The sequence below is a fragment of the Terrabacter sp. R4-6 genome (assembly GCF_057529065.1).
Map to the genome: position 1 here is coordinate 3,884,109 of NZ_CP197224.1, position 22,222 is coordinate 3,906,330.

At 66.5% G+C, this 22,222-nt stretch carries 18 protein-coding genes; 7 read left to right on the top strand and 11 right to left on the bottom strand.

Features of this window, described 5'->3' with window-relative positions; translation table 11 throughout:
- The first annotated feature begins 254 nt into the window (after positions 1-254).
- Positions 255-965 carry a hypothetical protein gene (locus ACSSS0_RS18035; RefSeq protein WP_487229073.1) on the top strand — a complete coding sequence of 237 codons (711 nt, stop codon included), beginning with the start codon at positions 255-257 and terminating at the stop codon, positions 963-965.
- Positions 966-1,016: 51 nt separating this feature from the next.
- Here ACSSS0_RS18035 and ACSSS0_RS18040 read toward each other — a convergent pair whose 3' ends face one another.
- The 4 genes from ACSSS0_RS18040 to ACSSS0_RS18055 form a co-directional block, all read right to left on the bottom strand.
- On the bottom strand, positions 1,017-3,326 hold the full coding sequence (locus ACSSS0_RS18040; RefSeq protein ID WP_487229074.1) for a DUF262 domain-containing protein: 2,310 nt from the start codon (positions 3,324-3,326) through the stop codon (positions 1,017-1,019).
- On the bottom strand, positions 3,323-3,580 hold the full coding sequence (locus ACSSS0_RS18045; protein ID WP_487229075.1) for a hypothetical protein: 258 nt from the start codon (positions 3,578-3,580) through the stop codon (positions 3,323-3,325). The genes ACSSS0_RS18040 and ACSSS0_RS18045 overlap by 4 nt, the downstream gene beginning before the upstream one ends.
- 81 nt (positions 3,581-3,661) lie before the next feature.
- On the bottom strand, positions 3,662-4,933 hold the full coding sequence (locus ACSSS0_RS18050) for a protein NO VEIN domain-containing protein (protein WP_487229076.1): 1,272 nt from the start codon (positions 4,931-4,933) through the stop codon (positions 3,662-3,664).
- Positions 4,934-4,982: 49 nt separating this feature from the next.
- Positions 4,983-5,495, bottom strand: coding sequence for a hypothetical protein (locus ACSSS0_RS18055; RefSeq protein ID WP_487229077.1), 513 nt, complete (start codon positions 5,493-5,495; stop codon positions 4,983-4,985).
- A gap of 768 nt (positions 5,496-6,263) precedes the next feature.
- Here ACSSS0_RS18055 and ACSSS0_RS18060 point away from each other — a divergent pair.
- From ACSSS0_RS18060 to ACSSS0_RS18070, 3 genes are read left to right on the top strand one after another with little or no spacing between them, the layout of a single operon-like run.
- Complete coding sequence (locus ACSSS0_RS18060) at positions 6,264-7,496, top strand: MBL fold metallo-hydrolase (RefSeq protein WP_487229078.1); 1,233 nt, start codon at positions 6,264-6,266, stop codon at positions 7,494-7,496.
- A gap of 34 nt (positions 7,497-7,530) precedes the next feature.
- Positions 7,531-8,868 (top strand): hypothetical protein, encoded by a 1,338-nt coding sequence (locus tag ACSSS0_RS18065; RefSeq protein ID WP_487229079.1) that lies wholly within the window; start codon positions 7,531-7,533, stop codon positions 8,866-8,868.
- 6 nt (positions 8,869-8,874) lie between these two features.
- Positions 8,875-9,345 carry a macro domain-containing protein gene (locus ACSSS0_RS18070; RefSeq protein ID WP_487229080.1) on the top strand — a complete coding sequence of 157 codons (471 nt, stop codon included), beginning with the start codon at positions 8,875-8,877 and terminating at the stop codon, positions 9,343-9,345.
- A gap of 54 nt (positions 9,346-9,399) precedes the next feature.
- Here ACSSS0_RS18070 and ACSSS0_RS18075 read toward each other — a convergent pair whose 3' ends face one another.
- From ACSSS0_RS18075 to ACSSS0_RS18100, 6 genes are all read right to left on the bottom strand, one after another.
- Positions 9,400-9,999: a recombinase family protein gene (locus ACSSS0_RS18075; protein ID WP_487229081.1), complete on the bottom strand. Its 600-nt coding sequence runs from the start codon at positions 9,997-9,999 to the stop codon at positions 9,400-9,402.
- Positions 10,000-10,147: 148 nt separating this feature from the next.
- The gene (locus ACSSS0_RS18080; protein ID WP_487229082.1) at positions 10,148-12,319 is read right to left on the bottom strand and encodes a cutinase family protein; all 2,172 of its coding nucleotides are present in this window, start codon (positions 12,317-12,319) and stop codon (positions 10,148-10,150) included.
- An 836-nt stretch (positions 12,320-13,155) separates the two neighbouring features.
- Complete coding sequence (locus ACSSS0_RS18085) at positions 13,156-13,758, bottom strand: recombinase family protein (protein WP_487229083.1); 603 nt, start codon at positions 13,756-13,758, stop codon at positions 13,156-13,158.
- Between the two features lie 130 nt (positions 13,759-13,888).
- Positions 13,889-14,158, bottom strand: a complete 270-nt coding sequence (locus tag ACSSS0_RS18090; protein WP_487229084.1) for a hypothetical protein — start codon at positions 14,156-14,158, stop codon at positions 13,889-13,891.
- Between the two features lie 68 nt (positions 14,159-14,226).
- On the bottom strand, positions 14,227-15,126 hold the full coding sequence (locus tag ACSSS0_RS18095; protein WP_487229085.1) for a hypothetical protein: 900 nt from the start codon (positions 15,124-15,126) through the stop codon (positions 14,227-14,229).
- Positions 15,127-15,228: 102 nt separating this feature from the next.
- Complete coding sequence (locus ACSSS0_RS18100; protein ID WP_487229086.1) at positions 15,229-16,413, bottom strand: DUF4192 domain-containing protein; 1,185 nt, start codon at positions 16,411-16,413, stop codon at positions 15,229-15,231.
- 679 nt (positions 16,414-17,092) lie between these two features.
- Here ACSSS0_RS18100 and ACSSS0_RS18105 point away from each other — a divergent pair.
- The 3 genes from ACSSS0_RS18105 (at position 17,093) to ACSSS0_RS18115 (ending at position 19,677) form a co-directional block, all read left to right on the top strand.
- Complete coding sequence (locus tag ACSSS0_RS18105; RefSeq protein ID WP_487229087.1) at positions 17,093-17,392, top strand: hypothetical protein; 300 nt, start codon at positions 17,093-17,095, stop codon at positions 17,390-17,392.
- Positions 17,393-17,599: 207 nt separating this feature from the next.
- Entirely contained in the window at positions 17,600-18,490 is an 891-nt protein-coding gene (locus tag ACSSS0_RS18110) for a DUF7662 domain-containing protein (RefSeq protein WP_487229088.1), read from the top strand.
- Positions 18,491-18,777: 287 nt separating this feature from the next.
- Positions 18,778-19,677 (top strand): tyrosine-type recombinase/integrase, encoded by a 900-nt coding sequence (locus ACSSS0_RS18115; RefSeq protein ID WP_487229089.1) that lies wholly within the window; start codon positions 18,778-18,780, stop codon positions 19,675-19,677.
- A gap of 93 nt (positions 19,678-19,770) precedes the next feature.
- On the opposite strand, the gene ACSSS0_RS18120 is transcribed toward ACSSS0_RS18115, so the two are convergent.
- Positions 19,771-22,062: a UvrD-helicase domain-containing protein gene (locus ACSSS0_RS18120; protein ID WP_487229090.1), complete on the bottom strand. Its 2,292-nt coding sequence runs from the start codon at positions 22,060-22,062 to the stop codon at positions 19,771-19,773.
- Between the last annotated feature and the right edge of the window lie 160 nt (positions 22,063-22,222).

Sequence of the window (22,222 nt, forward strand, 5' to 3'; positions counted from 1 at the left end):
GCTCCGGTCGGCATGTGCCAGAGCGGTTGACGTCAGTGGCGCCGACACCGTCGCTGTCACCGCCTACGAAGGTTGAACGGCTGGACCGGCCGCCCGAGCTCCCTGTGTCAACTTCACTGCGTCGACCGCACCCGGCGATCCGAGCGGTCATCGACAGGCCGGGCCGGCTCCCGAGCCCTTACCGTCGTCGGTGCCAGCTCATGCTCCACACACTTGGACAGGAAGCGGTCCGGCGCGGGTGGAGCGTACGGACAGTGAGCGCACGGACGCGGCGCGACGCGTGGGGGAAGGCGGAGTCGCAGTACGACGCGCCCGACCTGGTTGTCGTCGACGCCGGCGCATGCCCCGTGGGAATTCAGTTCACGATCAAGACCAAACGGATCGACCACGTGGAGACTGACCGGGAGCGAAGTGCTCGGGAGGCGGGACGGTATTCGTGGGCGCCGCGCTGGGACCAAGTGCCCACCGACGTCCTGAGGCTCCATCTGACTCACGGCGGCTCCAAGGTGAAGGCTTTCGAGGACACCACGCGGACGCCGATCGAGCACAAGCTGGCCCGGGTCATCCAGGCCATCGCGACGGCCACGCACCTGGTTCGGGAGGGACGGGAACGCCAACGCCTCGAGGCGATGGCCGCCGAGGAACACCGGAAGGAACGAGAGCGCACCGCAAGGCTGCGAGCCGCCTACGAAGCGTGGGAGGTCGAGCTCGACGCGGGTGCAGACGCGTGGGAGCTTCACAACCGCAGAGCGGCGTGGCTGGAGGCCTTGGAGGCGAGCCCTCGCGCGGTCTCGTTCGCGACCTACATCGAGTGGGGGAAGGCGCACCTTGAGGCCACCCATCCCGTCCAGACCGCTTCGCCACCGCCGGATGACGTCCCGGAGTGGAGCCACCAGGACCGTCTGAGGCACGGACGCCCCGGCCCGGCGGAACCGCGGCCGTACGACTGGTTCACATCGACCTGACCGCTCGCGCCGAAGGCGCGAGGCGCGTTGTTCTGCGTTGAAATGATTGAACTAGAGGCCGGCGTCGACCAGGCCTTGCAGAACTTCGGCTCCCTTGACGACCCTGTCTTCCAGGTCGACAAGGGCACCGTCCTCGAGTTCCCGTTGGGCGATTCGGATGCGGAAACCCTCATCGTCGGCGACGACGTCCTCTCGCTCGGAGCAGAACCTTTCGAAGATGCTCCGGTGATCCGCAAGACCCGGGGCCTCGAGTGCGATGCCGGCTTGGACCGAACGCAGCCCGGTGCTGCTACGTCGCAACTGCATCCAGCGGGGCGTGTTGGGATACCCGGTGAACCACGGGTCGGTCACGTGCTCGGCCATTGCGCTTTCCCGCAGGATGGCGAGCAGGAACGGGTCTCGATAAAGACTGTTCAGTTGTGTCCTACGTAACATGCACAGGGAGTAGCCGAGTGTGCCGTCGCTGCCGAAGTAGATGCCGGTGGCGCCCTCGCGCATGCAGGGGTAACGGACCAGGTAGTACCGCCAGTCCAAGTACGCCTGCTGTCGGCGCTGCTGCAGCCAAGTGTCGGTGAAGGCTGACAGGAACTGGGCGGGCGGACGGGCGGCTGCGCTGTGGTCGTCAAGCAGAACTGTGAGCGCTTCGCGCGTTGAGGTGAGGTCGGCGCGCGCGGCGGTGAAGACGGTTCGCCACACCCCGTCGTTGGCGGCAGATCCGGTGCCGAACTGCCACGCCTCGGAGTTCGGCCGGCGTCGTTGGTAGTCGCCTGCCGCGAGCAGGGCGCCGGTCAGGCTCGGCCAATGCGCGGGGTCTCTGAAGAGTTCCGTGAATGCGTCCGCACGACGCGACAGGTGATCCGCGTCGAGCTCGAAGACGCCGAGGGATCCGCGGAGCAGGTCGTGGTCCTCGAGGCGATAGACGACCGGCGCGAGCTCTGGGTGTGCCTGCAGGAAGTCCAGCTTCTCGCGCTCCGCGGCCACCAGTGCCCGGGTGAAGCCACTGGTCTCGCTGAGGGCCTGCGTCGCGGAATTTCCGAGGACGAGCGCCTCCACGTCAGCGACGAGCTTGGGCATGTTTTCGCGGCGCACCTCATCGCCAGAGGCAGCGAGCAGATTGCGCAGGATCCTCAATCGGCGCGGGAGGTCAGCGCTGGCCTTGATGCGATGGAGCAGGACCGCGTACAGCAGGAGGGTCTGCATGAGTGGGAACACTCGGACTTTCCCGCGCATGGTGCCGTACTCGTTGCAGCATTCGGCGAATAGGTCGATTTGGACGTCGTTCCCGAAGAGGACCACGGACTGCGGAGAACCCTCCGCGGCAGGACGGTGGGTCGTGGTGAGCAACGCTCGGAAGGTGCGGTTGATCTCCTGGTAGTCCGGCCAGACATCGAAGGTGTCGAAGAGCACCGACAGATGCTGCTCCGTCCTTGGGTTGTCGGCACCAAACACCGTGGCCGCGCGGCAGTGGAGGAGGTCATCGGCGTCGGTGCGGTTCTCTCGCCATTCGCAGAGCTCGGTGACGAATTCGAGCAGGCGCATGAACTCGTCGTCGACGATGTCGTCGTCGCCACGCAAGGGCCAGAGCAGGTCTGCCCAGGGCCCGTCGATCTTGTGGGCCAGCTCGTCGGCTCGATCCGGGGACCACGCGAGTGTCTGCTCCAGGCGCGCTTTGAAGTTCTCGAACGGTGTCAGCGGTTTCCCGCGCGAGTTCATCTTGATGTAGAGCTCGTCGCCGGCACCGATCTCGTCGATCGGCAGGAGCAGGAACGAGATCGCGGACTGGTCCGGGTCGACGAGGCGAGACCAGGCGGCGACAGGATCGGTGTCAGCGAATCGGTGCTCGATGCTCTTGATCATGGTCAGCATCGAGCTGATCGTGGGGTCGAGAGTCCAGCCGTGCAGGAACCATGGCTGGTCGAGGACCCAGTCGGCAAGTTCGACCTGGTTCGCCGGTGGGGTGTGGGCGACTAAGCGTTCACAGAAGCGCCGCGCGCTAGCCCGGGTGTCGTAACTCAATCGGCTCCATGCCTGAGCGGCGGGGGCGTTGCCCGCCCGGGTGCACAAGTACCAGTGCAGCAGGAACAAGGTGGTGAGGCGCTGCTGCCCGTCGAGTGGAAGCAGCGTGCCGTTGTCGACATCGCCATTGACGAAATCGAGACCCACGGGCTCGCCTCCACTAACGGCACTGTGAAGGACTTCGAGGAAGGACGTCCGGATCTCGGCGACCTGGCGTCCGGGTCGACCCTGAGCGTAGTCGCGCTGGATCAGAGGGATGCGGATGCTCGTGATCGGCGGGCGGTCGGGAGGACCGTCGAACAAGCCGACATAGGAAGTGAGGTAGCCCTCGCGCTTCTCAGTCACTGTCCGTCCCGTCCCTCAGGCTGGCTTGCCGACCCCGCGCCTGTCGCCCCGGTGTCTTCGGGCTGTGGGTTCGGGAGCAGGTACGGAGCCACGGTGGCGACCAGCTCCTCGAGGTACCCCTCCCGGTCCTGAGCGCTCCAGAAGTGGATCTGCTGAGCCTCGGCCGCTGTGTAGTACTTCAAGAACGCGTTGCGCGTGCAGACCGGGATGTAGGCGCCTGCCTTGTCCTGCTCGATGATGTTGCGCCGCTTCACCTCGAAAACGCTGTTGTTCAAGGCGCTGTTGACGTAACGCGGCGCATTGGGCGCCGCGGAAGCCGTTCGCCACGGCTCTTCTCAGCTCTCCTCGATCCTGGCGTCGTCCGGCGGGTAGAAGTCGTAGTCCAGTGGATCGAGGTCATCGTCCTCGGGTTCCCAGGTGTACTGCCGGATCGTGCCGCTCGTTGGGTCGACCGAGCCATCCTTCTGAAGCGTGATGCCGGACAAGATCCCCATGATGCACTGGCCAGGGTGGCTGCGCGCCCAAGCCACTTCTCCACGGGTGACGATGACGCGCTCGCCGCTGGTGACCGTGCCCTTGGCTTCGAGGTAGATCACGTCGTCGCCCTTGGTCGCCTTCGCGTCAAAGGGGTTGCCATAGCGCAGGTCGTCCACCGACCAGCCGTGGTTCTCGTAGAGCTTCGTCAGGCGGGCCTGGGCGAGATTCTCGATCTCGCTGCGGAGTTTGGCGTCCAGATGCCGTCCCTGCCCGGTGCTGAGCTTCGGGCCAGTTGAAGGCGCCAGAGCGCCGCGAACGAGGACGACGTGCTCGGCCCAGAGCTTCTCCAACGGCTCGACGACCGCAGGTTTGACCTGACTTCCGCTTGCCTGGGGCTCCCACTGACCCTCTGGGAGTTCGGCGAAGAGCGTCTCGATGGGAAGGGCATCCTCAGGGTCGAGCACCGTGTCCCACAGGACATCGGCGTAGTTGGCGAACCCACCCTGGCCGTCCCAGTGCTCAGTCTGGTAGACGTGCGAGTCGAACATGCCGCTCGCGAAGATGCCGCGCTGCGGTACGACTTGGCGGAGCAGGAACGCCCGGTCTCCAGGGGCGATCTTCTTGGTAGTCGCTCCCGTCGACCACCGTCCTTCAACCGGGTGCCCGGCCGTGGTGGCATCCACCCAGTCGGCCAGCTCGTCGGGATCGAGATCCCACTTGCTCGGGTTGTTGGTGAGCAGGAAGGTGTCGGTCGCAGTCGCGACGTCCGGATCCTGGATGTACTCGATGGTGCTGCGGCTGGTCGGGGCTGGGAGCTTGAGGAAGGCTTCGCGCACCGGGTGACCAGGTGGCAGGACTGCGCCCTCCAATGACCACTTCCGACCGGTGCCATTGGGGTTCGACTCTTCCTTCCGCCCGGTGATCTGTGCGACAAGGCGGATGTGGCCGTCAAACGAGATCGTGGCGTATCGCTCGCCATCTACGCGTCGGCCCAAGGTGTGACGCCCGCGGTTGTGGTCCCAGTTGACCTGGTCAGAGCCATTCTCGTCCCAACCCGCCCAGTTGCGCCCCATCGAGTCGGTCGCGGTGTCGATGTCGAATCGCGGAGTCACCTTGATGTTCACAGCCACGGAGATCAGTGTGTCAGGACGACCTCGGCCGAGTTGGGAGGACTTAGGGTCAGAAGATCGGGTCCTTGCCCTGGGCCGCGCGTATCCGGTTGCAGGTCGCTTGAACGGACGCGGGCACCTCCGAGTACAGCATGAGGTAGGTGTCGCCGCTCGCGCCGAGCGAGCCGCATCCGAACTCGAGGTAGTGGTCCGGGCAGAGGTAGGCGCCCCCCGTCCGTCCCTCTTCTAGCCCGACGCGACCGTCGTAGCGCGCCAAGTTGTCACAGAAGTCGCAGGTGGGCAGCTCCGTTAGGATGGCGGTAGTACAAGCTCCAGGGTGGACCAGCATCTCGATCTCGTCGGCCAAGTCGTGATCCCGCGCGAGTTGGTCGAGGACATGCTCGGGCGGCGGAGGAACGAGCGCACCCTCGCGGTTCTTGGCCGGCCACGACATGGCGTGGAAGTTCACGTGGTCAAGCGCGTCCCGCATGACGGCTTCGCGCTTCTCGTCGCCAGTGAGTCCCTCGGGGACGCGGATGGTCTCGTCCGGGAGGCGGAGGAGCGGGTCAGGAAGATCGTCCACGAGACTCAGGGTAGGGCCGATCGCACGGCATTGAGACGGTCCCTGGCGCGCGAGGCAGGGGCCGGACGCAGTCGGAGGCACGCCCAAAGTCGACGGTTACTGCATCACCCGGACGAAGAGTTTGAGCCTGAGGGCCGCGCGTGGCGTGCCAAGGCGGGGGCGATGTCGTCGTTCGAGGAGCACGTCGCAGCCAGAGCGCTGTTCATCAATCTGCACCAAGGACCAGCGCTGGAACCGCTGGCCGATGGACGAGGAGGCTACGGAGCTGGAGCGAGCGCCGCTGATCAGGGAGGAGTGTGAGGGCGCCGAACCTGGCGAGGCCGAAGACCGCCAAGCAGGTCCTGGCCGAGTGGCGAAGTGGGAAGCGGAATTCGAGCGGGACCGGAAACGCAGAGAGGGTAATGTCCTGCCCCGCCCGACGCATGACGAGAGGAGCCGACCGGTCCTTCAAGGCGGGAGCTTGTCGATGTTCGTCTGTGCGAGGTTCCGTATACGGAGGCCCGGCTGACGCCGACGCCGCGAGCGATGGCAGCGACGTCGTGCTCACGGCTGTCATACATGCTGCGGGCGACCCTAATCTCATGGGCGAGGCCCAAGCCCGCAAATTCGCTGAGTCCCGGGTCGACGAGCCGTGTCCTGATTCTCAACTGACAGCGGAATGGGCCACTACCTGTGTCGGCTCAGCGCTGTCCGAACCGAGCGCTACGGTCCAGCCACGACGCAGGAGGGTTGGAGTTGCGAGTGAGGGTTTATCGAGGCAGCCACGAGGTGGGCGGCTCCTGTGTCGAGGTCGAGCACGACGGTTCTCGGCTGGTCCTGGACGTCGGCAAGCCACTGACCGCAGGCTGGGGAGAGACCATTCCGCTGCCTGACGTGCCGGGTCTGGCGGATGGCTCTGACCCGGGCCTGTTGGGCCTCTTGATCTCGCACCCGCACCTGGACCACTACGGCCTTGTAGATCAGGTCTCGGCGGTTGTGCCGCTCTTCGTGGGCAGTGAGGCGGCAGCGATCATCGAGGCGGCCTCGTTCTTCAACACCTCAGGACCCCTTCTGACGCCTGCTGGCCACTGGCGCCACCTGACTCCGCAACCGTTCGGCCCCTTCACGGTGACGCCGTATCTCGTGGACCGCTCTGCGTTCGACTCGTACGCGCTGCTCGTCGAGGCCGGCGGTCGCCGACTGCTGTACACCGGCGACGTGCGCGGTCTCGGCCGCAAGAAGTCGCTGTTCGAGGCGATGCTCCGGACTCCCCCCGAGGACGTCGACGTCCTACTGATGGAGGGAACCCAGGTCGCCGACCCCTCAACAGTCCCGACGCCGTCGGGGGGCGACGCACCGCGGGGCGGGTCCGAGGATGACCTCGAGCAGCGCATGACGGAGATCTTCAGCTTGACCGAGGGGTTGCTCGCGGTGGCGTCCTCGGCCCAGAACATCGACCGGCTGGTCACCGTTTATCGCGCAGCCCGACGCTGCAACCGCATCCTGCTGGTGGACCTGTACACGGCGACCGTCGCAGTCGCAACCGGGCGGGCGACCATCCCGCAGCCCGGATTCCCCGACCTCGTCGTCTACGTGCCGAACCGGCAGCGTGTCGCGGTCAAGGCCAGCCGCCAGTTCCACCGCACCGAGCAGATCCGCTCGGTGCGGGTCTTCCCCGAGCAGATCGCCCAGGCCCCCAGCCGGTACGTCGTGCTCTCCAGCGGATCCACCGTCCCCGAGCTCATTTCACAAAGCGCCCTCGGACCGGACGGGGCCGTCATATGGTCACTCTGGTCCGGATACCTGCGCGAGGCCTCCGGCCGACGCCTAAAGGAGACGCTCGCGACTGCAGGGGTGCGGCTGATCGAGGCCCACAGCTCCGGCCACGCGACCGTGCCCGATCTGCAACGGCTCGTGGCCGTCATCAACCCCGGCCGAGTCGTGCCCATCCACACCGACACACCGCACGCGTTCGCCGGCATGTTCCCCCGCGCCGCCCCGGTCGCCGACGGCGACTGGTGAGCCGTCTGATCCACCACCAGAGAAGGACCGCCACATGCTGACCCGTGAAGACCTGATGGATGCCGCGACCCTGCTCGGCCTCGAGCACGCCCACAACCGCAAGGACTTCACGAACGGCATCGGGACCGCGGTGATCCGCGGGGTCTATGAGGGGACACGCGCGGTCGCCGTGTCGGGCGACACCAAGCTCATGTGCGGGGCCCTGCTCGATCTGCTGGACCTGCACGCGTCAAACCAGCCGGCTCCCGGGGACGCCTCGGTGGCACCGGACGAGGTCACGATGATGTTCGCGGCCGACCCGCAGCATCGGGAAGGGGCGGACGCGCTCCGAACCCTCGCCGGCAGCGTCGTGGCGGGGCCCCGCGTCAACCTCGTCCAGGTCACCCCGGACGGATCCTCGACGCGCGTCGAGCCCGAGCCGGTCGACTTCGGCGCCGGAGCGGACCCGGTCAAGGAGTACAGGTACACCCGGTGGCACGACCTGCTCATGGGTGTCGGCGCGCCCCCTGCCTTGCTCGCCGAGGTCTTCGACAAGGCCGGCCGCCCCGAGCTGCGGGCTTACCCCCAGCTCACCGCCAAGGGCCAGTGGTCCCTGCGGATCGAGGGCGTCGAGGCGGGCCGGTACGCCAAGGGCCAGCTGACCCTCAGCGTCGGCAAGGACGGAGCCACGGACCCCGTCTCTGGCACTCGCCGGCTGAGTTCGCCGCGCGCCAAATGGCAGCAGGCAACCGGCCTGACGTCGCCGCTGGTAATCAGCGAGGACGACGACCTCTCCGCTGCCGTCACCGCGCTCGCCGCCTTCGCCGACGCCTGGCTGCCCGCCCGCGGGAGCCTGCACGCCGACGCCAAGCAGGAAGAGCACGCCCTGGAGTCCCGGGTGCTGCGCGGGCTCGTCGCGCTCACGCCTCGCGGCGGTGGCACGCGCCTGCAGCTGCTCGACCCGGGCGAGCGCGGCGGCGACCACACGCGAGTCGTCAACTGGGGCAGCCAGTTCCCGACCCGGTGGGGACACGACGGCGGCAACTCGGCCCGGTACCTCGACGCGCTGCTGCGCGACGGCGACACCCCGTGGGCCCTCGAGCTGAAGGCGGCGCTCCCCGGCAGCGGTCTGCGGGGCTACTACCGGCACGCGGTCGGCCAGGCCGTGCTCTACGCCCAGTTCATCAAGACCGCCACCCCGCTGCGGCCCTGGTTCGACCGTTACGGCCTCGATCAAGTCAAGGTCCGCGCCGGAGTCGTGCTCCCCGAGCTGACCGCAGGTTCGGGGAACCTGGCCGACCGCCAGTTAGCGCTCTGCCAGATGTTCGGCCTCGAACTCTTCTTGGTGCCGGCCACCTACGCAGCCCTGCACGCGATCCCGCACGCGGTGTAGCCACCCGTGGGGTACACCGAGATCACCGGCGACCTGCTCACACTCGATCTTCCCGCGATCGGGCACGGCTGCAACACCGCAGGCTCCATGGCCGGCGGGATCGCACGCCAGATCGCGGACCGGTGGCCGCAGCTGTACGCCGAGTCCGCGCAACGGTGCCGTACCGGGCAGTTCCCGCTCGGGTCCTTCCACGCCTTCGATGTCGGGGACAAGCTCATATACAACCTGGCCACCCAGGTACGTCCCGGCCCGGACGCGAGTCTCGATGCGGTCGATGCCGCCGTCGCCGCAGCCCTTGCCGACCTGGCCCAGCGGGGAATCGGCGAACTCGGGCTGCCGAGGCTTGGTGCTGGCATTGGCGGCCCCGCCTGGGCGGACGTCAAAACATCCCTGCGGGATCTAGCGGAAGCGTCTCCCGTGGAGCTCGTCGTTGTCTCTCTGGCACGTCGAGGCAACGACTCCCGAACGCACGAATAAATTGCCTCGCCGGCTCCGCCCGTCCAGTTGGAACGAGAGGAGCCGGCCAGTTGGTCAAGTCGGGGGCCCGGCGGTGTTCGCCTGTGAAAGCACGCGATACACGCTTGCTCTGCTCACACCCACGACGCGAGCGATGCTGGCAACGTCGTGCTCACGGCTGTCGTACATGCTGCGTGCGACCTTCAGCTTCTCGGGAGTCCATACGGTCGGCCGACCACCATTGCGGCCACGGGCGCGAGCCGCGGCGAGACCGGCCATCGTCCGCTCGCGGATGAGGTCGCGCTCGAACTCGGCGAGGGCGCCGAAGACGTGGAAGATGAGCTTGCCACCGGGGGTGCTCGTGTCGATGCTCTCGGTGAGGCTGCGGAAGGCGACGCCGCGGCTCTCGAGCGTCTGGACCGTGTCGATGAGGTGACGCAGGTTGCGGCCGAGCCGGTCGAGTCGCCACACCACGACGGTGTCACCCGATCGAAGCTGGTCGAGCATCGCGTCGAGGGCCGGACGATGCTCGAGCTTGCCGGAGGCCTGGTCGCGGAAGACCCGTTGGCAGCCGGCCGCTTCCAGGGCGTCGTTCTGCAGGGCGGCGTCCTGATCGAGGGTCGAGACGCGGGCGTACCCGACTCGGTAGCCAGCGCTGGGTGTCTCACTTCTCATGGTTGAGCCTCCTTCTGAGACGTTGTTTCTGAAGACGGGTTATGGAGCAGCAGGACGCCCCGCCACCGGGCTGGTGGCGGGGCGTCTCAAAACCGCTTGTATCAATGGAGCAGCCCTATTGCAGTCGTGGCGGCATCCGTGGCCGTCGTTAAGGGAAGGCGACCGCCTGGGGGAGCACGGCAGCGACGGTGGACCCGTTGCCAAGTTGCCCCGACTCATTCGATCCCCAGCACTTCACCGAGTCGTCTAGAAGCAGGGCGCAAGTGTGAAACTGGCCAGCGGCAACTTCATCTACCCTTGTAAGAGTCGGGATGGCTATGGGGGCGTAGGCCCTGACAGGCTGCTCAAGACCCACGAAAGGACCGTATCCCCAACATTTCACCGTTGCATCGACGATACGTGCGCAGGCATGAAACGAGCCGACCGAGACCTGTGTCACGCCTGACAAGTTCGGTACTGGCACCGCACTTAGTGCTACCGGTGGCGCGTTGTCGCCGATTCCCAGTTGGCCATAGGAATTGTCGCCCCAGCATTGTACCGTGGCTCTTACGGTCACTACGCAGGTGGTCGCACTCCCTGTACTGATTTGGATGGCATCTGTGACGCCGCTGACATCAACAGGGGTACGGCTTGCGTTCGTCGTTCCGTCGCCCAAGCCCCAGGCTCCATTGTTGCCCCAGCAAGAAACTTTCCTTGAAGCCCTCAGAGCGCATGTGTAATGGCCACCGGCAGCAACCTGTATCGCATCCGATATCCCGGGCACGATGCTGGGTCGCTGCAACCCAAACCTTTCCACCGATGGCCCCACTTGACCCTCGGTGTTCCTTCCCCAACAGGTAGCGGCTTGTTCCGTGGTCGTAGCGCATGAATGAAGGAAGCCAGCGCTGGATCCTATAACGGGTGCCCCAACGCTGAAGACCACGGGAGACGCCGTGTCGACCCTCGTGTAGCCCTCCGGTTGATCAAGTGGAATGCTTCCCCAGCAGTACAAAGAAGAGTTGGCGACGGCGCAAGCGGCGTCCGGACCAGCGGACACGGACGTGGCGCCCTGCAGTCCCGGAACGGGAACTGGGATGCTTGACGATCCAAATCCGCCCAAAGGCAGGACCGTCGTGCCAGGGCCCCAGCATGATACGCCGTCGGCATCCCTGATGACACATGTCTGGTCGAACTCAGCACTGATGTGCCCGCGCTCAGGTCCAAGGCCGACTGGCGCTCCGACCTGCAGTTTGAAGCTTCGCGTGATGGATTGACCCTTCGCGTCAGTCATCGACACGCCCAATGAATAGGCGCCAGAAGACATTGGAAGACCTGAGATCAGGCCGCTCGCCGAGATTGAGAGCTCCGCAGGCCAAGCGCCTGCGTTGGTGCGGGAGAATCGGTAGGGTGAGACGCCATGTAGACCGGCAAGTTGGAGAGCGTAAGGCTTGCCCCAAATGGCGCTTGCGAGCGCGCTCGGCGATATCGCCATTGCGGGGACCGCCGCTATAGCCATAGTGCGTCTCGCCGTCCCAATAGCCGCAGTCTGGATAGCGCCAGATCTGAGGTAGTGCGAAGTGTGAACTGCAAAGCCCGCCTTTGTCCTAGCGAGAGTGGCCAATGCATAATCGGCGTCACAAACGGAGTCTCCAAGGTCGCAAATGGAATAAGTTCGAGCTGCCCAATCGCTCGGAAGAAGTGACGTAAAAGCGTCTTGCGCCGTAATGGCTTGCGAAACTGAATACAGGCGCCAGGTTATTCCCCGCCCGGCTGGGCTCACGGCGGTCCCTAGGCTCACTTCGGTACGATTCCTTTGCCTGTCACCATCCGCGATTAGTATCGCTCCATCGAGCTTTCGCCAACTAATGCCAGCTCCGGGGAGGCGCGACAGCACCCGATGCATTACCATCGCGCCTTGAGAGTAGCCAGATAAGACATACCTCTCCCGAGGGCAGATTGCGGTCCGAGCCTTTAGCAGGCTGAGTGTCGATGTAACGCCCTGGTCCAAACCCTGGAAGTATGATTTCGGGTCAGTGAGCAATTTGGACACCGGCTGAGCTGGATAGGCGATTGGCCAGTAGCCGACGCGACGCGCAGTGACACGGTTCGCGTATTCGGTCAGTGCGCCGGAGACTTGCTGACCCATGAACCGAGTTGAAGCATCGAACGGTTGGCCAGACCCTCGGGCGCCTACAAATAGCACGTCTTGACAAGCGTCTGACCTGGCGGCCAGTTGTCGAGGTCCCACCGAAGCAACCGCTAGGGGCAACTCTCCCTGAGCTAAGCCAGCCATCGTCACAGCGCAGAGGACGACCAGGAGGGCGACTATTCGGCGACGCATGGAAGGAGGATGGCACCTTAAAATCGCTCTCACTGCTGAAACATGAACTATTGGGTCAGGCCACGATCCTGGCGCCCGCGCGAGCCGCGACAAAGTTCATCGCGCCGCAGGCGCTGTGACCGCGAAGTGACGACAGGCCTTGGACGTCGCCACCAACGCGACATCCTTACTGGCGGCTCAGCCACACCTTGGACGTTGTCACGGAGTGGCAGCCTTGCACCTGAGCTTCAGCAGTGCCCCGGCAACGTTGACGGAGTCGCGGGCATGAACCTCGCGAGCGTGGCGATGAGCAGGAAGCGGGTCTCGAGGTCGACGTTGTCGCCATTGACGGGCCTCTCGACGGGTCCGGCGGCTGAGCTCGAACCGAGTGACCTTGCTGCCGCTGACTCGGGGCGAGTCGGTGGCCGCTGGCGTGCCCACGATCGATTTTCAAGCGCGTCTGTGGGCGATCTCTAGGCAGCCTGAAGGGGCCACGCAATCCACTACTACGGTAGGGGACGGTGCCCGGACAGCGTTGTCAATGTCCCACCCAACGAAAGTTCGCTCGTGAGTCCGGTCCACCGCCGAAGGTCGCCAGGCGCGGGACGTTGATCTGACCTTCACCGCCATGCGGTCGATTCCAGATCCAGTCGAGTGACGCCGACGATAGGCCCGTCTCACCCAAGCGCTGACACCAAAGGATGGCGCGCTTGCCAAGCTGTCTCGGCCACCGCGCGGACTCGCCCTTGCCGATGTCGTTGAAGCCCCTTCAGGCTAAGAAAGGGACCGCGTGGCCCTTTCGCCGCGAGTGCGAGAGTGGGTTCCGGTCATGGTGGTTCGTGGAACGGGCCGTAGTCTCACGCCCCCGTGGACGAGGAAGGACCAGGGCGTAGGGCGGTGTAGAGCGTCTGTCGCGCGACACCAAGCCGGCGAGCGACAGCAGCCTTCGGCACGCCGGCCTCGATGTCGGCCACTGCGGAGTCCACCTGCTGGGGCGTGAGGCTGCGCCGGCGGCCTCGGTAGGCACCGCGCGCCTTGGCCGCCTCGATGCCTTCCCGTTGCCGGTCACGGATGAGCGCCCGCTCGAGCTGAGCGAACGCGCCCATGACCTGGAGCTGAAACACTGCCAGCGGATCGGCGCGCGTCATCGGCTGGAAGATCAAGCCTTCCTTGAGGAAGCGCACGGTGACGCCCTCGCTGGTGAGCTGGGTGACGAGCCGGTCCAGGTCCACGACGCTGCGCGCGAGGCGGTCCATCGAGGAGACGACGAGCGTGTCCTCGTCCCGGGCGTGCTGCCGCATGGCGGTCAGGGCGGCCCTGTCGGTGCTTGCCCCGGACGCGTGATCGGTGAACCACCGGTCCGGCTCGCCCCCAAGCGCATCGCGGATGGCGGCGACCTGCCGGTCGGGGTGCTGGTCGACGGTGGAGACACGGACGTAGGCGAGGACCTGTCCAGGCATCTCTAGACCACCGCTCGAATGTGTCCAGCAACATCGAAAGGGACCCCAGTCCGACGCGCTGCGCAGTGGGCCCGTGGTGTCTCCTTGGGGTCTACCCCGCTGGACACCTCGAGGTGAGGACGCGTGGCGTTCACAGCGGTTCGTCCTCAAGGTCGTAGTCGCTGCCCTCTTCGGAACCGTAGGACCAGTGGCGGTCCCGCGTTCCGTCTTTGAGGCGCGCGGGACGTGAAAGCACGTCTACGACGCCCTCCACGGCTTTGACGCAGACGATGACGACGTCCGCGAGGTCGCGCACGGCTCGCAGACCTGCTGTCGCGGTCTCGGGTTCGTGTTCTCGGAGCCTGCTATAGGCGACGACGACCAGGGCCGCCGCGGCGGCCACGGACAGGACGATGAGCATGGGTTCTCCTCTGGCACAGGGGAGGAGGCCCGCCGTAGCGCGGCGAACCTCCTCCCAAGGGTGTTCGGTCAATGCCGGGCGCGGGTGCGCTTGGCGTGGGTCTGGGCCTGCTGTGCAGCGCGGCGTTCGGCCCGGTTGCGTGGACCAGAGGTGTCGCCCCAGTTGTCCGACTTGATTGGGGGTTCTGATGGGACGGCGTTCTCGTCCATGGGCGTGTGAAGGTCGGGGGCGAAGGGCGCCGAACGGTCCGCATGCTGTGACGTGGCCCTCGTCGAGGACGCTGGCGTAGCGCGCAGTCCGCCGGTGAGATCCGCGAGCATGCCCGGAAGCAGGACCAGCGGCAGAAGGATCACCTCGAGACCCCAGCGCAGCCAGGCGGACCCGACGAGCCGGCCGAGGAGCCGGTGCAGGACGGTGGTCTGGCTGACCGGACGAACCAGGCCAGCGAGGGCAGCCACCCCGCGGGCCACATACTGGGTGACCGGGTGGGTGACGAATGCGGCGAACACTCGGCGGACCACCGTGCCAGCGTTGGCGAGGCCGGAAGCGACACGGATGCCGGTCGGCCCGAGCTTCCCGAGCAGCGAGGTGGTCTGCTGCCACAGGGTGCCGGCGCCGGCGGCGATCTTCGACCCGAGGAACCGTCCCCCTCGAAGCATCGCGTTCCAAACGGCAGGGATGCTGAGGACAGCTGCCGCGGCTGTGAGGGGGCCGACGGACCTGAGGAGGTCGCTGAGGCTCGCGAGCCGTGCGCCAAGACGCTGAAGGACCGGGTTGCCACCGACTGCCGTCAGGACTGTGCGGGCCTGTCGCAAGACCCAGCCGGCAGCGCCGCGGGGTAGGGCGAGGAGGGTGTCAAAAGCTTGTCGGGCGGCCCGTCGGAGGCGGAGCAGGAGCGCGAACCGTTTCTGCTGTGGTGGGGCCGGGACGGCGTAGAGGCCCCGGTCGATGGGTGTGGCTGTGGACATGGTGGGTCTCCTTCTGGTTGAAACCCGGCCGCGTGCTGCGTTCGGGCATGAGAAAGGCCTGCCGCATCGGGCGGCAGGCCTGGTTCTTCGGGTGGTGAGGTGTCAGGAAGGTTCGGGTCGGATGCCCTCGTCGAGCATCAGGCACAACAGCCGGGCCAGTCGGTATCTGGGATCGCACGCCAGCGCCCGTTCAATCGCGACCCGGGCGAGGGCTCCGTCGCCGTGCCACCAGGAGTAAGTGGCCAGCAGGGTTGTCACGGGTGCTGCATGCTCGTCGGTAGCCTGCTGGCACAGGTCGATCAGCCGGGCCTTCATGGCCCCTGCCGTCGGGTCCGCGTCGTGATCTTCGTGGGTGCCACGGACGGTGTGGATGCGTCGGATCAGCGACTGGATGCCCTCAGGCAGCACGTCGAGGCCGAGGCTGTTCGGGATGAGTAGCGAAGTGATGCCGTCCCGGGTGCTGACGTCGGTCAGGGACTGCAGGGCGACGGCTGCGTCCGTCGCTGTGATCGGAGCATCCCCGATGGTGAGGACCCGGGCCCAGACGTCAGCGAGCCGATCACGCGCCTCCGCGTCAGTCATGGTCGACATTGCCTCCTGTCCGCGACGCAGCAGCTCGGCGACCACATAAGCGGCCGGGCCAGGTTCGAGCTGGGCTGCGAGTGTCTGCCGGTCGGGTAGCGGAGCGCTGCCCACGCCGATGAACTCGGCGACTACGGACGCGGCCTGGGCTGGGGACGGTAGCGGGTTGCCTTCGGGTGGGCAGCAGGACGGGCGGTCGCAGTCGAGGGAGCGCCACCGACCGTCGCGGACGACGATCCGGTCCCGGACCGACACGTCACTCCGCTGCAGTCGTTCGTTGACCGTCTCGACGAGGGGCAGGCTCTCGCCGTCGGACTCTTCGTAGCCGACGAGCAGGGCAGCGTTGGCGCGATCTCTGAGGACGTGGGCGACGAGGGCGCGTCCGAGCTCCTGGACGCGTTCGGCATCGGGGAGGTCCATCCGCTGGGTCAGGCCGATCTTGTTGTCGCGCATGGCCACGACGACGATGGACTGCCGCGGCTCGAAGCCGAGCAGGTGGGGGATGACGGCGAGCAGATCGGCGGGGGTGCGCAGGGTGACAGGTGGTGCGGTCATGGTCTTCCTTTCGATGGGGCCCGGCGAGTCCGGGCATGCAAAAGGGCCCGCCACTGATGTGACAGGCCCTTCGTGAACTCGTGCGAGGGGTTTCTCCAGTCCTTTGTTGGACGTGGTTGTCCCAATGCCTCGTGGTACCCATTCTACCATCCAATTACGTTGCGAGAGAATAGGTTTCGGCGAGTGCGGCGAGTGCGGCGTGGCTCGTGGCTGGATCCGCTCTACCTTCGTACTCTAGGTGCATGACAAGCACCTCGTTTACCCGCAGGAGCTCGCGGCGGTGGTGCTGGGCCTGCGCCATCGAAGCGGCTCGCCAGCGCTGGGGATCCGCGAAGGTGGACACTGTGCGATCGCGCACGGACCGATTGGTGGCGGCGATGGCCCAGATCGAGGCGGACATGGAACGCGGTCGGGCCAACAGCGAGATCGCAATCAATCGGCTCGAGAACGTCCTCCGGAGAATCGAGCACGCACGGGCTTGACCGCCCCTCAAGAGCGGCGCTCCGCTTGGTGCTGGCAACTAAGTGCACACCCGGGTCGCGCCGGTAGTAAAGGACTCGGGCTGTCGATCGGCTTGCAACTGGCGCCAACTCGAACCGTGCACGGCGTCCCGAGGTGGGCAGGGCTGAGTTTCCGCGCCTCACTGAAGTCCCGGAGGACGTCGAACGCGCCGATTCCGGTCCGGACACCCGAGCCGTCGCCCTCCGGGCCGCGCAGGCCGCCGCGTGCTCGTCAAGAACGACGGCGTCCCGCACAAGTTGCTCATAGGAATGTGTGTGCGGCGTTATGTTGGCCCTCATTGTCATCCCGTCCCACCCCAAGGAGAACTGTGGAAACCACCCGCCTTGCTCGCACGTCAACTTCCCGTCAGATGGGATGGGGCATCTTCCTCTGGTTCATTGGCAGCCTCGCCTTCGGCATAGCTCTGCCAATCTCCATGCAGCCCACGTACGGCTACTCAAGTAATTCGTCCGCGCCTGTCGTATTCGTCCTCGTCGGCGCCGTCATGGCACTGATCGGATTCCTCGTGTTCGCCAACGGGTTGACATCGATGGCCGAAAAGATTGACGTTCTGCACCGCCGCATCGACCAGGAGCCGGACCGCTCGCAGAGCGTTTCCAGCTCCTGACAAGGAGCAGTTAGCCGTCCGCTACTTGCGGCTGACCGGGTAGCAAGGTCAGCCGCAAGCACCGCCGAGCAACGCCGCCAGTTGGGGCTTCGAGGAAGAGGTTGGCTGCCGGCTCGACACATGGCGTTGGCCACAGCCGCCTGTGCGGCGTAGTCGCCGTAGGCTCGGCTTAGGAGCCAGTGCGGTCCGCCAGAAGGGGTGGGATCAATGGCAGGCAAGTATCTACCTCTGGCCGACTACTTGGCGCAGTTGCCGGCGGCCCAGGCGACGGTGGACCTGACATTTGAGCGAGTTGACCGACTGGTTGGTGGCTTGCCGACGTCGGCACGGATCCACCGCACATGGTGGGCGAACAACTCCCATGGTCACGCCTTGGCCTGGCGCGACGCTGGTTGGCATGTCGAAACCGTACAGATGGCGGCACGCCGAGTCCGCTTCGGTCGCGGCCGCGTCGGGGGCTCGCGCGCCGACAACTGGGCAGCCGCGACCCAGGCGCCCGGTACAACGCCGGACGTCGCGGACCCAACCATCGAGCTCATGGAGAGCCATTCCGCCATCGCTAGCCAGGGCAGGGCCGCGGTCACCTCGGGCGGCACGCTCCCGGCCACGGCATCTTCTGGTTCGGCCGTCGTCGGTGCCGTGCAGTTCTTCGGCCAGGCACGTGACGTGGTGGTGGCAGTGAGTTTTGTCTGGCAGCGGCTCGGCGTCCTGCATTTGGACTCTGTCGGCAAGCTCGAGTTCCCCCGTCCTCTGCCGATGACTCCGGGGCTGTACCGGCTGGTTTTCACCGGTGCAGGCCGCGAAGTGGAGCGCTACTACATTGGGGAGACAGACAACCTGCGCCGTCGGCTCGGCTCCAACTACCGCAACCCCGGACCGCGACAACAGACGAGCCTGCGAGTGAACGGCGCTTTGAGAAGGCACCTGCTTTTCGGGGGAGAGGTGAGCCTTGACGTGTCAATGGCGGCCGCGCTGCGGGTCGCCGACAGCGATCCTGAGCCTCTGGACTTGAGTAAGAAGGCCGGCCGGCTACTCGCCGAAAGCGCTGCCCTGGTCCTCGCGCACAGAGCTGGACACGATTTGGAAAACCTCGGCTAACTCAGGCGACGTGCGACTGAGGCTGCGCGTTCGTGAATTTGGGGAGGAGCGCGCCCATAATGATTTCCGTGAGCGTCGCCCCAGTACTGGACCCTTGGTCAGCGGTCGGCGGCGGAACCGGGCCCTGGCTGCTGCCCGGCACGCCAGTGCCATCCAGCTGGCTGCTCAGGCCCCAAAGCAAGGGATGCAACCTCGAGCGGGTCAAGCGAGAGGCCCCTTGCCCGTCCGTCCCCCGCGACTGCCGGCACTCTGGCAAGAAGCGTGCGTGGCGGAGTTCCATGAGGTAGATGACCCTCAACACAGATGTCCAAGTGATTCGCGACGAGTACCTGCTGCCCTACGTCGGCGGCACCCGCGCCCTCTACACCTACTACCTCGACCGGTACCTCGACTGGTGCGTTCTCCAGACGTACGAGCCCTTGACTGTCACACGAGCGGACGTCGAGCGCTACGTCCACCACCTCCACATCGAGCTCGGCCTGCGCCCGTCGAGCGTGGCCACGGCCCTGACCCCGGTCCGCGGGTTCTACCGCTTCGGGTATCACGAGGGGGCCATGGACCGGGATCCTGCCGTCCACGCCCGGCGCCCCCGGTACTACTACCGCCCCAGCGATACCTTGGGGCTCGAGCGGGCTCAGCTTACGGCCTTCCTTACCGCGGGGGCCTCCATGGGCGGGCGCTACTACGCGGCCGCCTTCCTCCTCGGCTGCATGGCCCTGCGCGCCAGCGAAGCCTGCTCCCTGCAAGTGGGCGATTACCAGCAGACGGTGCGCGGGCATCGGGTCCTCGACTTCATCGGGAAGGCGAGTCTGCCCGCCCAGATGCCGCTACCCGTGCCAGTGCTCCGCGCTCTGGACGCCGCGGTGGGCGAGCGAACCGACGGTCACATCCTGCTTCGCCTGGATGGCCTGCCCTTGGGCCGCTCCGGCTTGAACACGATCGTGGCCACGATGGGACGACGGGCAGGCATCGAGCACCGGATCAGCTCTCACGTCTTGCGCCACAGCGCCATTACCAACGCCCTGGAGGCGGGGGCGTCGCTCAGGAAGGTGATGGATCTGGCCCGGCACAGCGAGCCACGCACGACGATGCGCTACGACCGGAATCGCACTCAATTGGACGACCATGCCGTCCACGCGCTCGTCTCGTTCATCGTTCCCGGCGAGGGAGAGCGCGAAGCGACGTGACACACGTGGCTCGTATCGCGAGCGATGCCCCACTTCGGGCGAGCGTCTCGAGCCGGGGGGAGGGCAGAGACAGGTCTGAGACTCCTTGCTCGGCTACGTCGGCGACCTATTGGTGGTGTGCAAGCAGCGGGGAAAGGTGCTGCACCCCCAGAACCTCCCGTACCTACCCTGCCGCTGTCGCAGGACTCCGGTGCCACACGAGGGGCACACAACCGGTGGCGGGCCGACGCCGCCCGCGACCGTCACCGTCCCGTCGCGCAGTAGTTCCGCGACGAAACGGGATGGAGTCGCGTCCGGGAAGACGAGCACGACCCCACGTCGAGCTCTGGTGAGTGCCACGTAGAGCAGTCGACGTTCTTCTGCGTGCGGGTGCGGGTCGGGGTCGGTCATCGCCAATGCGAGCACAGGGTCATCGGTGATGGTCGAAGGGAACCCGTAGGTGCCGGAAGTCAGGTTCGGCACGATGACGTAGTCGGCCTCGAGGCCCTTGGCGGCGTGCACGGTGCGGAACGTGACGCGCAGGTTGCGGTAGGGGCGAGTCGGGACGTGCTTGCGGTCGAAGCCGTACCGACCGAGGACGTCGACGCTCACCATCTCGGAGCCGCGCCCCCGAACTGCCCCGGCGGCGACGTCCCTCTCCAGTTGGGCCAGGACGTCACCGACCGCAGCCTGCGTGTCAGCGCTCGTGGCGACCTGTCGAAGGTGGATGCCCTCGAGCGCCTCGGGGCGGGCTGGCGCCGTGTGCTCCGAGGTGACCGTCTTCGCCAACTGGGCCGGGTTCTTCATGATGAACCCACTGGCAGCGTCTGCGATCGACTGGTGGCACCGGAACGTTGTGCTCAGCTGCAGGTCGGGCCCGGGGCCGAAGTAGTCGTGGAAGCCAGTGATGAGGCTGACGTCGGCGCCGGCGAACCGGTTGATCGACTGCCAGTCGTCGCCGACCGCAAGCAGGTGTCGGCCACGGCCGTCCACGAGGGCCCGGGTGAGCCGGGCCCGGGCCTGGCTCGCATCCTGGAACTCATCGACCATGACGAGGTCGTAGGGGCTTCTCCAGGCGCCGGCCTCGAGGTGCTCCGCGGCCTGCACGAGCATGTCCTCGAAGTCGACGTAGCCACCGGCCGCCAGCCGGCGCTGCCACTCGTGGTGGATCTGCCAGTACAGATCAAGGAACAGGTGGGCCCGGTGGGCGTTGCGCAGCCGGCCTGAAACCCTGCCTTGGACCTGCTCGGCGGTGAGCGAGTTCGACTTCACGTGCGTCATGAAGGTCCGGACCAGTCGGATCAGCTGTTCCTCCGGGAGCGCCCGATGGGAGTCGGCGCGGGTCGGGTCCCAGCGCAGATGCACCCCGGCGCGGCGCAGTTCGTCCTCCAGGCGCGGAAGGTCGGTCCCGTTCATGACACCGGCCCATGTAGTTTCGAGCAGCTTCGTGCCGTGCCGGCGGTGCAGGTCGCGCTTCCAGGCCATGTCCTGGACGTAGCCGTGCCAGTGCGCCGGCGGGTTCCCGTCGGCGTCGATGCCCCAGTGCTCGTGCCACACGTCGATGCTCGGGTAGTAGAAGTCCGGGTGGTACTGACGTCGGCGATCCGTGGCGGTGCGGTGCGTGTAGGGCCGCTCGTACTCGAACGGGACATGGTGCAGGTACAGCCAGTCGGCCAGCATCCGCTCGCCGTGGCTGCGAACCACGTGCCCGCCGAAGGTGGCGAACCCGGCCAGGTGACGCTTCGGATCCCACGCATCGGGTTCCGGCTCCGCGTCCGGGTCATCCGGCAGACGCGAGTGGAGCAGCCGGAAGCTGTCCCACGCCACGGCGAAGGCCGCGTCGGAGCGGCGCAGCTCGGCGACGATGTCGGCGAGCATCTCGGCGTCGTGGCCCTCGGCGACCCACGGCGCGACCGAGGGCCGGGTGCCGGTCGAGTGACTGATGACCTCGAGCCCGAAGGCGTGGAACGTGGTGGCGTGCACCCCGGATGAAGGGATGCCGGCCGCTCTGAAGCGGGCGCGAATGCGCTCCTTCATCTCGGCGGCTGCGGCCTTGTTGAATGCCAGCAGCAGGATCCGGTCTGGGGTGGTGAGGCCGCGGTGCACGGCGTACGCGGCACGCCCCACCATGACGGACGTCTTGCCCGAGCCGGCGGCGGCGATGACGTGGACCCTGTTGTCGTACGTGTAGACGGCTCGGGCCTGCTCCGCGGTGAGCGGGCTGGTCTCGATGGTATCGAAGAAGGACTTGTATTCCTGGACGGTTCGGGCAGCGATCGCCTCGTTGTCGGCCGCGGCTCTTCTTCTGACGTCGGCCCCCGTGGTGCCGAGGGCGTGCTCCTCCGCGGGCGTCAGGGGCCCGAGCTCCTGCGTCAATCCAACGGGCGGCTCTGGGCGGCTCGCCACCAGGTCGTCTACCTGCTCAGTGGTCACCCACCGGAGGGCATGCGTCGCGCTGGCGAGGACCGCATCGAGTTCAGCGGACCATGCGGCAGTGGCGGCGAGTTGGGCCCGCGCCCCGGCTTGGCGCAGCGCACGACGAAGGGTCCGTGCCTGTGACCAAGGC

What these genes read in the sequence shown, in the direction of transcription:
- ACSSS0_RS18100 (WP_487229086.1), bottom strand. Translation starts at nt 16,413, where the DNA reads ATGGTAGAATGGGTACCACGAGGCATTGGGACAACCACGTCCAACAAA.
- ACSSS0_RS18085 (WP_487229083.1), bottom strand. Translation starts at nt 13,758, where the DNA reads ATGCCTGGACAGGTCCTCGCCTACGTCCGTGTCTCCACCGTCGACCAG.
- ACSSS0_RS18115 (WP_487229089.1), top strand. Translation starts at nt 18,778, where the DNA reads ATGACCCTCAACACAGATGTCCAAGTGATTCGCGACGAGTACCTGCTG.
- ACSSS0_RS18065 (WP_487229079.1), top strand. Translation starts at nt 7,531, where the DNA reads ATGCTGACCCGTGAAGACCTGATGGATGCCGCGACCCTGCTCGGCCTC.
- ACSSS0_RS18095 (WP_487229085.1), bottom strand. Translation starts at nt 15,126, where the DNA reads ATGTCCACAGCCACACCCATCGACCGGGGCCTCTACGCCGTCCCGGCC.
- ACSSS0_RS18090 (WP_487229084.1), bottom strand. Translation starts at nt 14,158, where the DNA reads ATGCTCATCGTCCTGTCCGTGGCCGCCGCGGCGGCCCTGGTCGTCGTC.
- ACSSS0_RS18110 (WP_487229088.1), top strand. Translation starts at nt 17,600, where the DNA reads ATGGCAGGCAAGTATCTACCTCTGGCCGACTACTTGGCGCAGTTGCCG.
- ACSSS0_RS18075 (WP_487229081.1), bottom strand. Translation starts at nt 9,999, where the DNA reads ATGAGAAGTGAGACACCCAGCGCTGGCTACCGAGTCGGGTACGCCCGC.
- ACSSS0_RS18080 (WP_487229082.1), bottom strand. Translation starts at nt 12,319, where the DNA reads ATGCGTCGCCGAATAGTCGCCCTCCTGGTCGTCCTCTGCGCTGTGACG.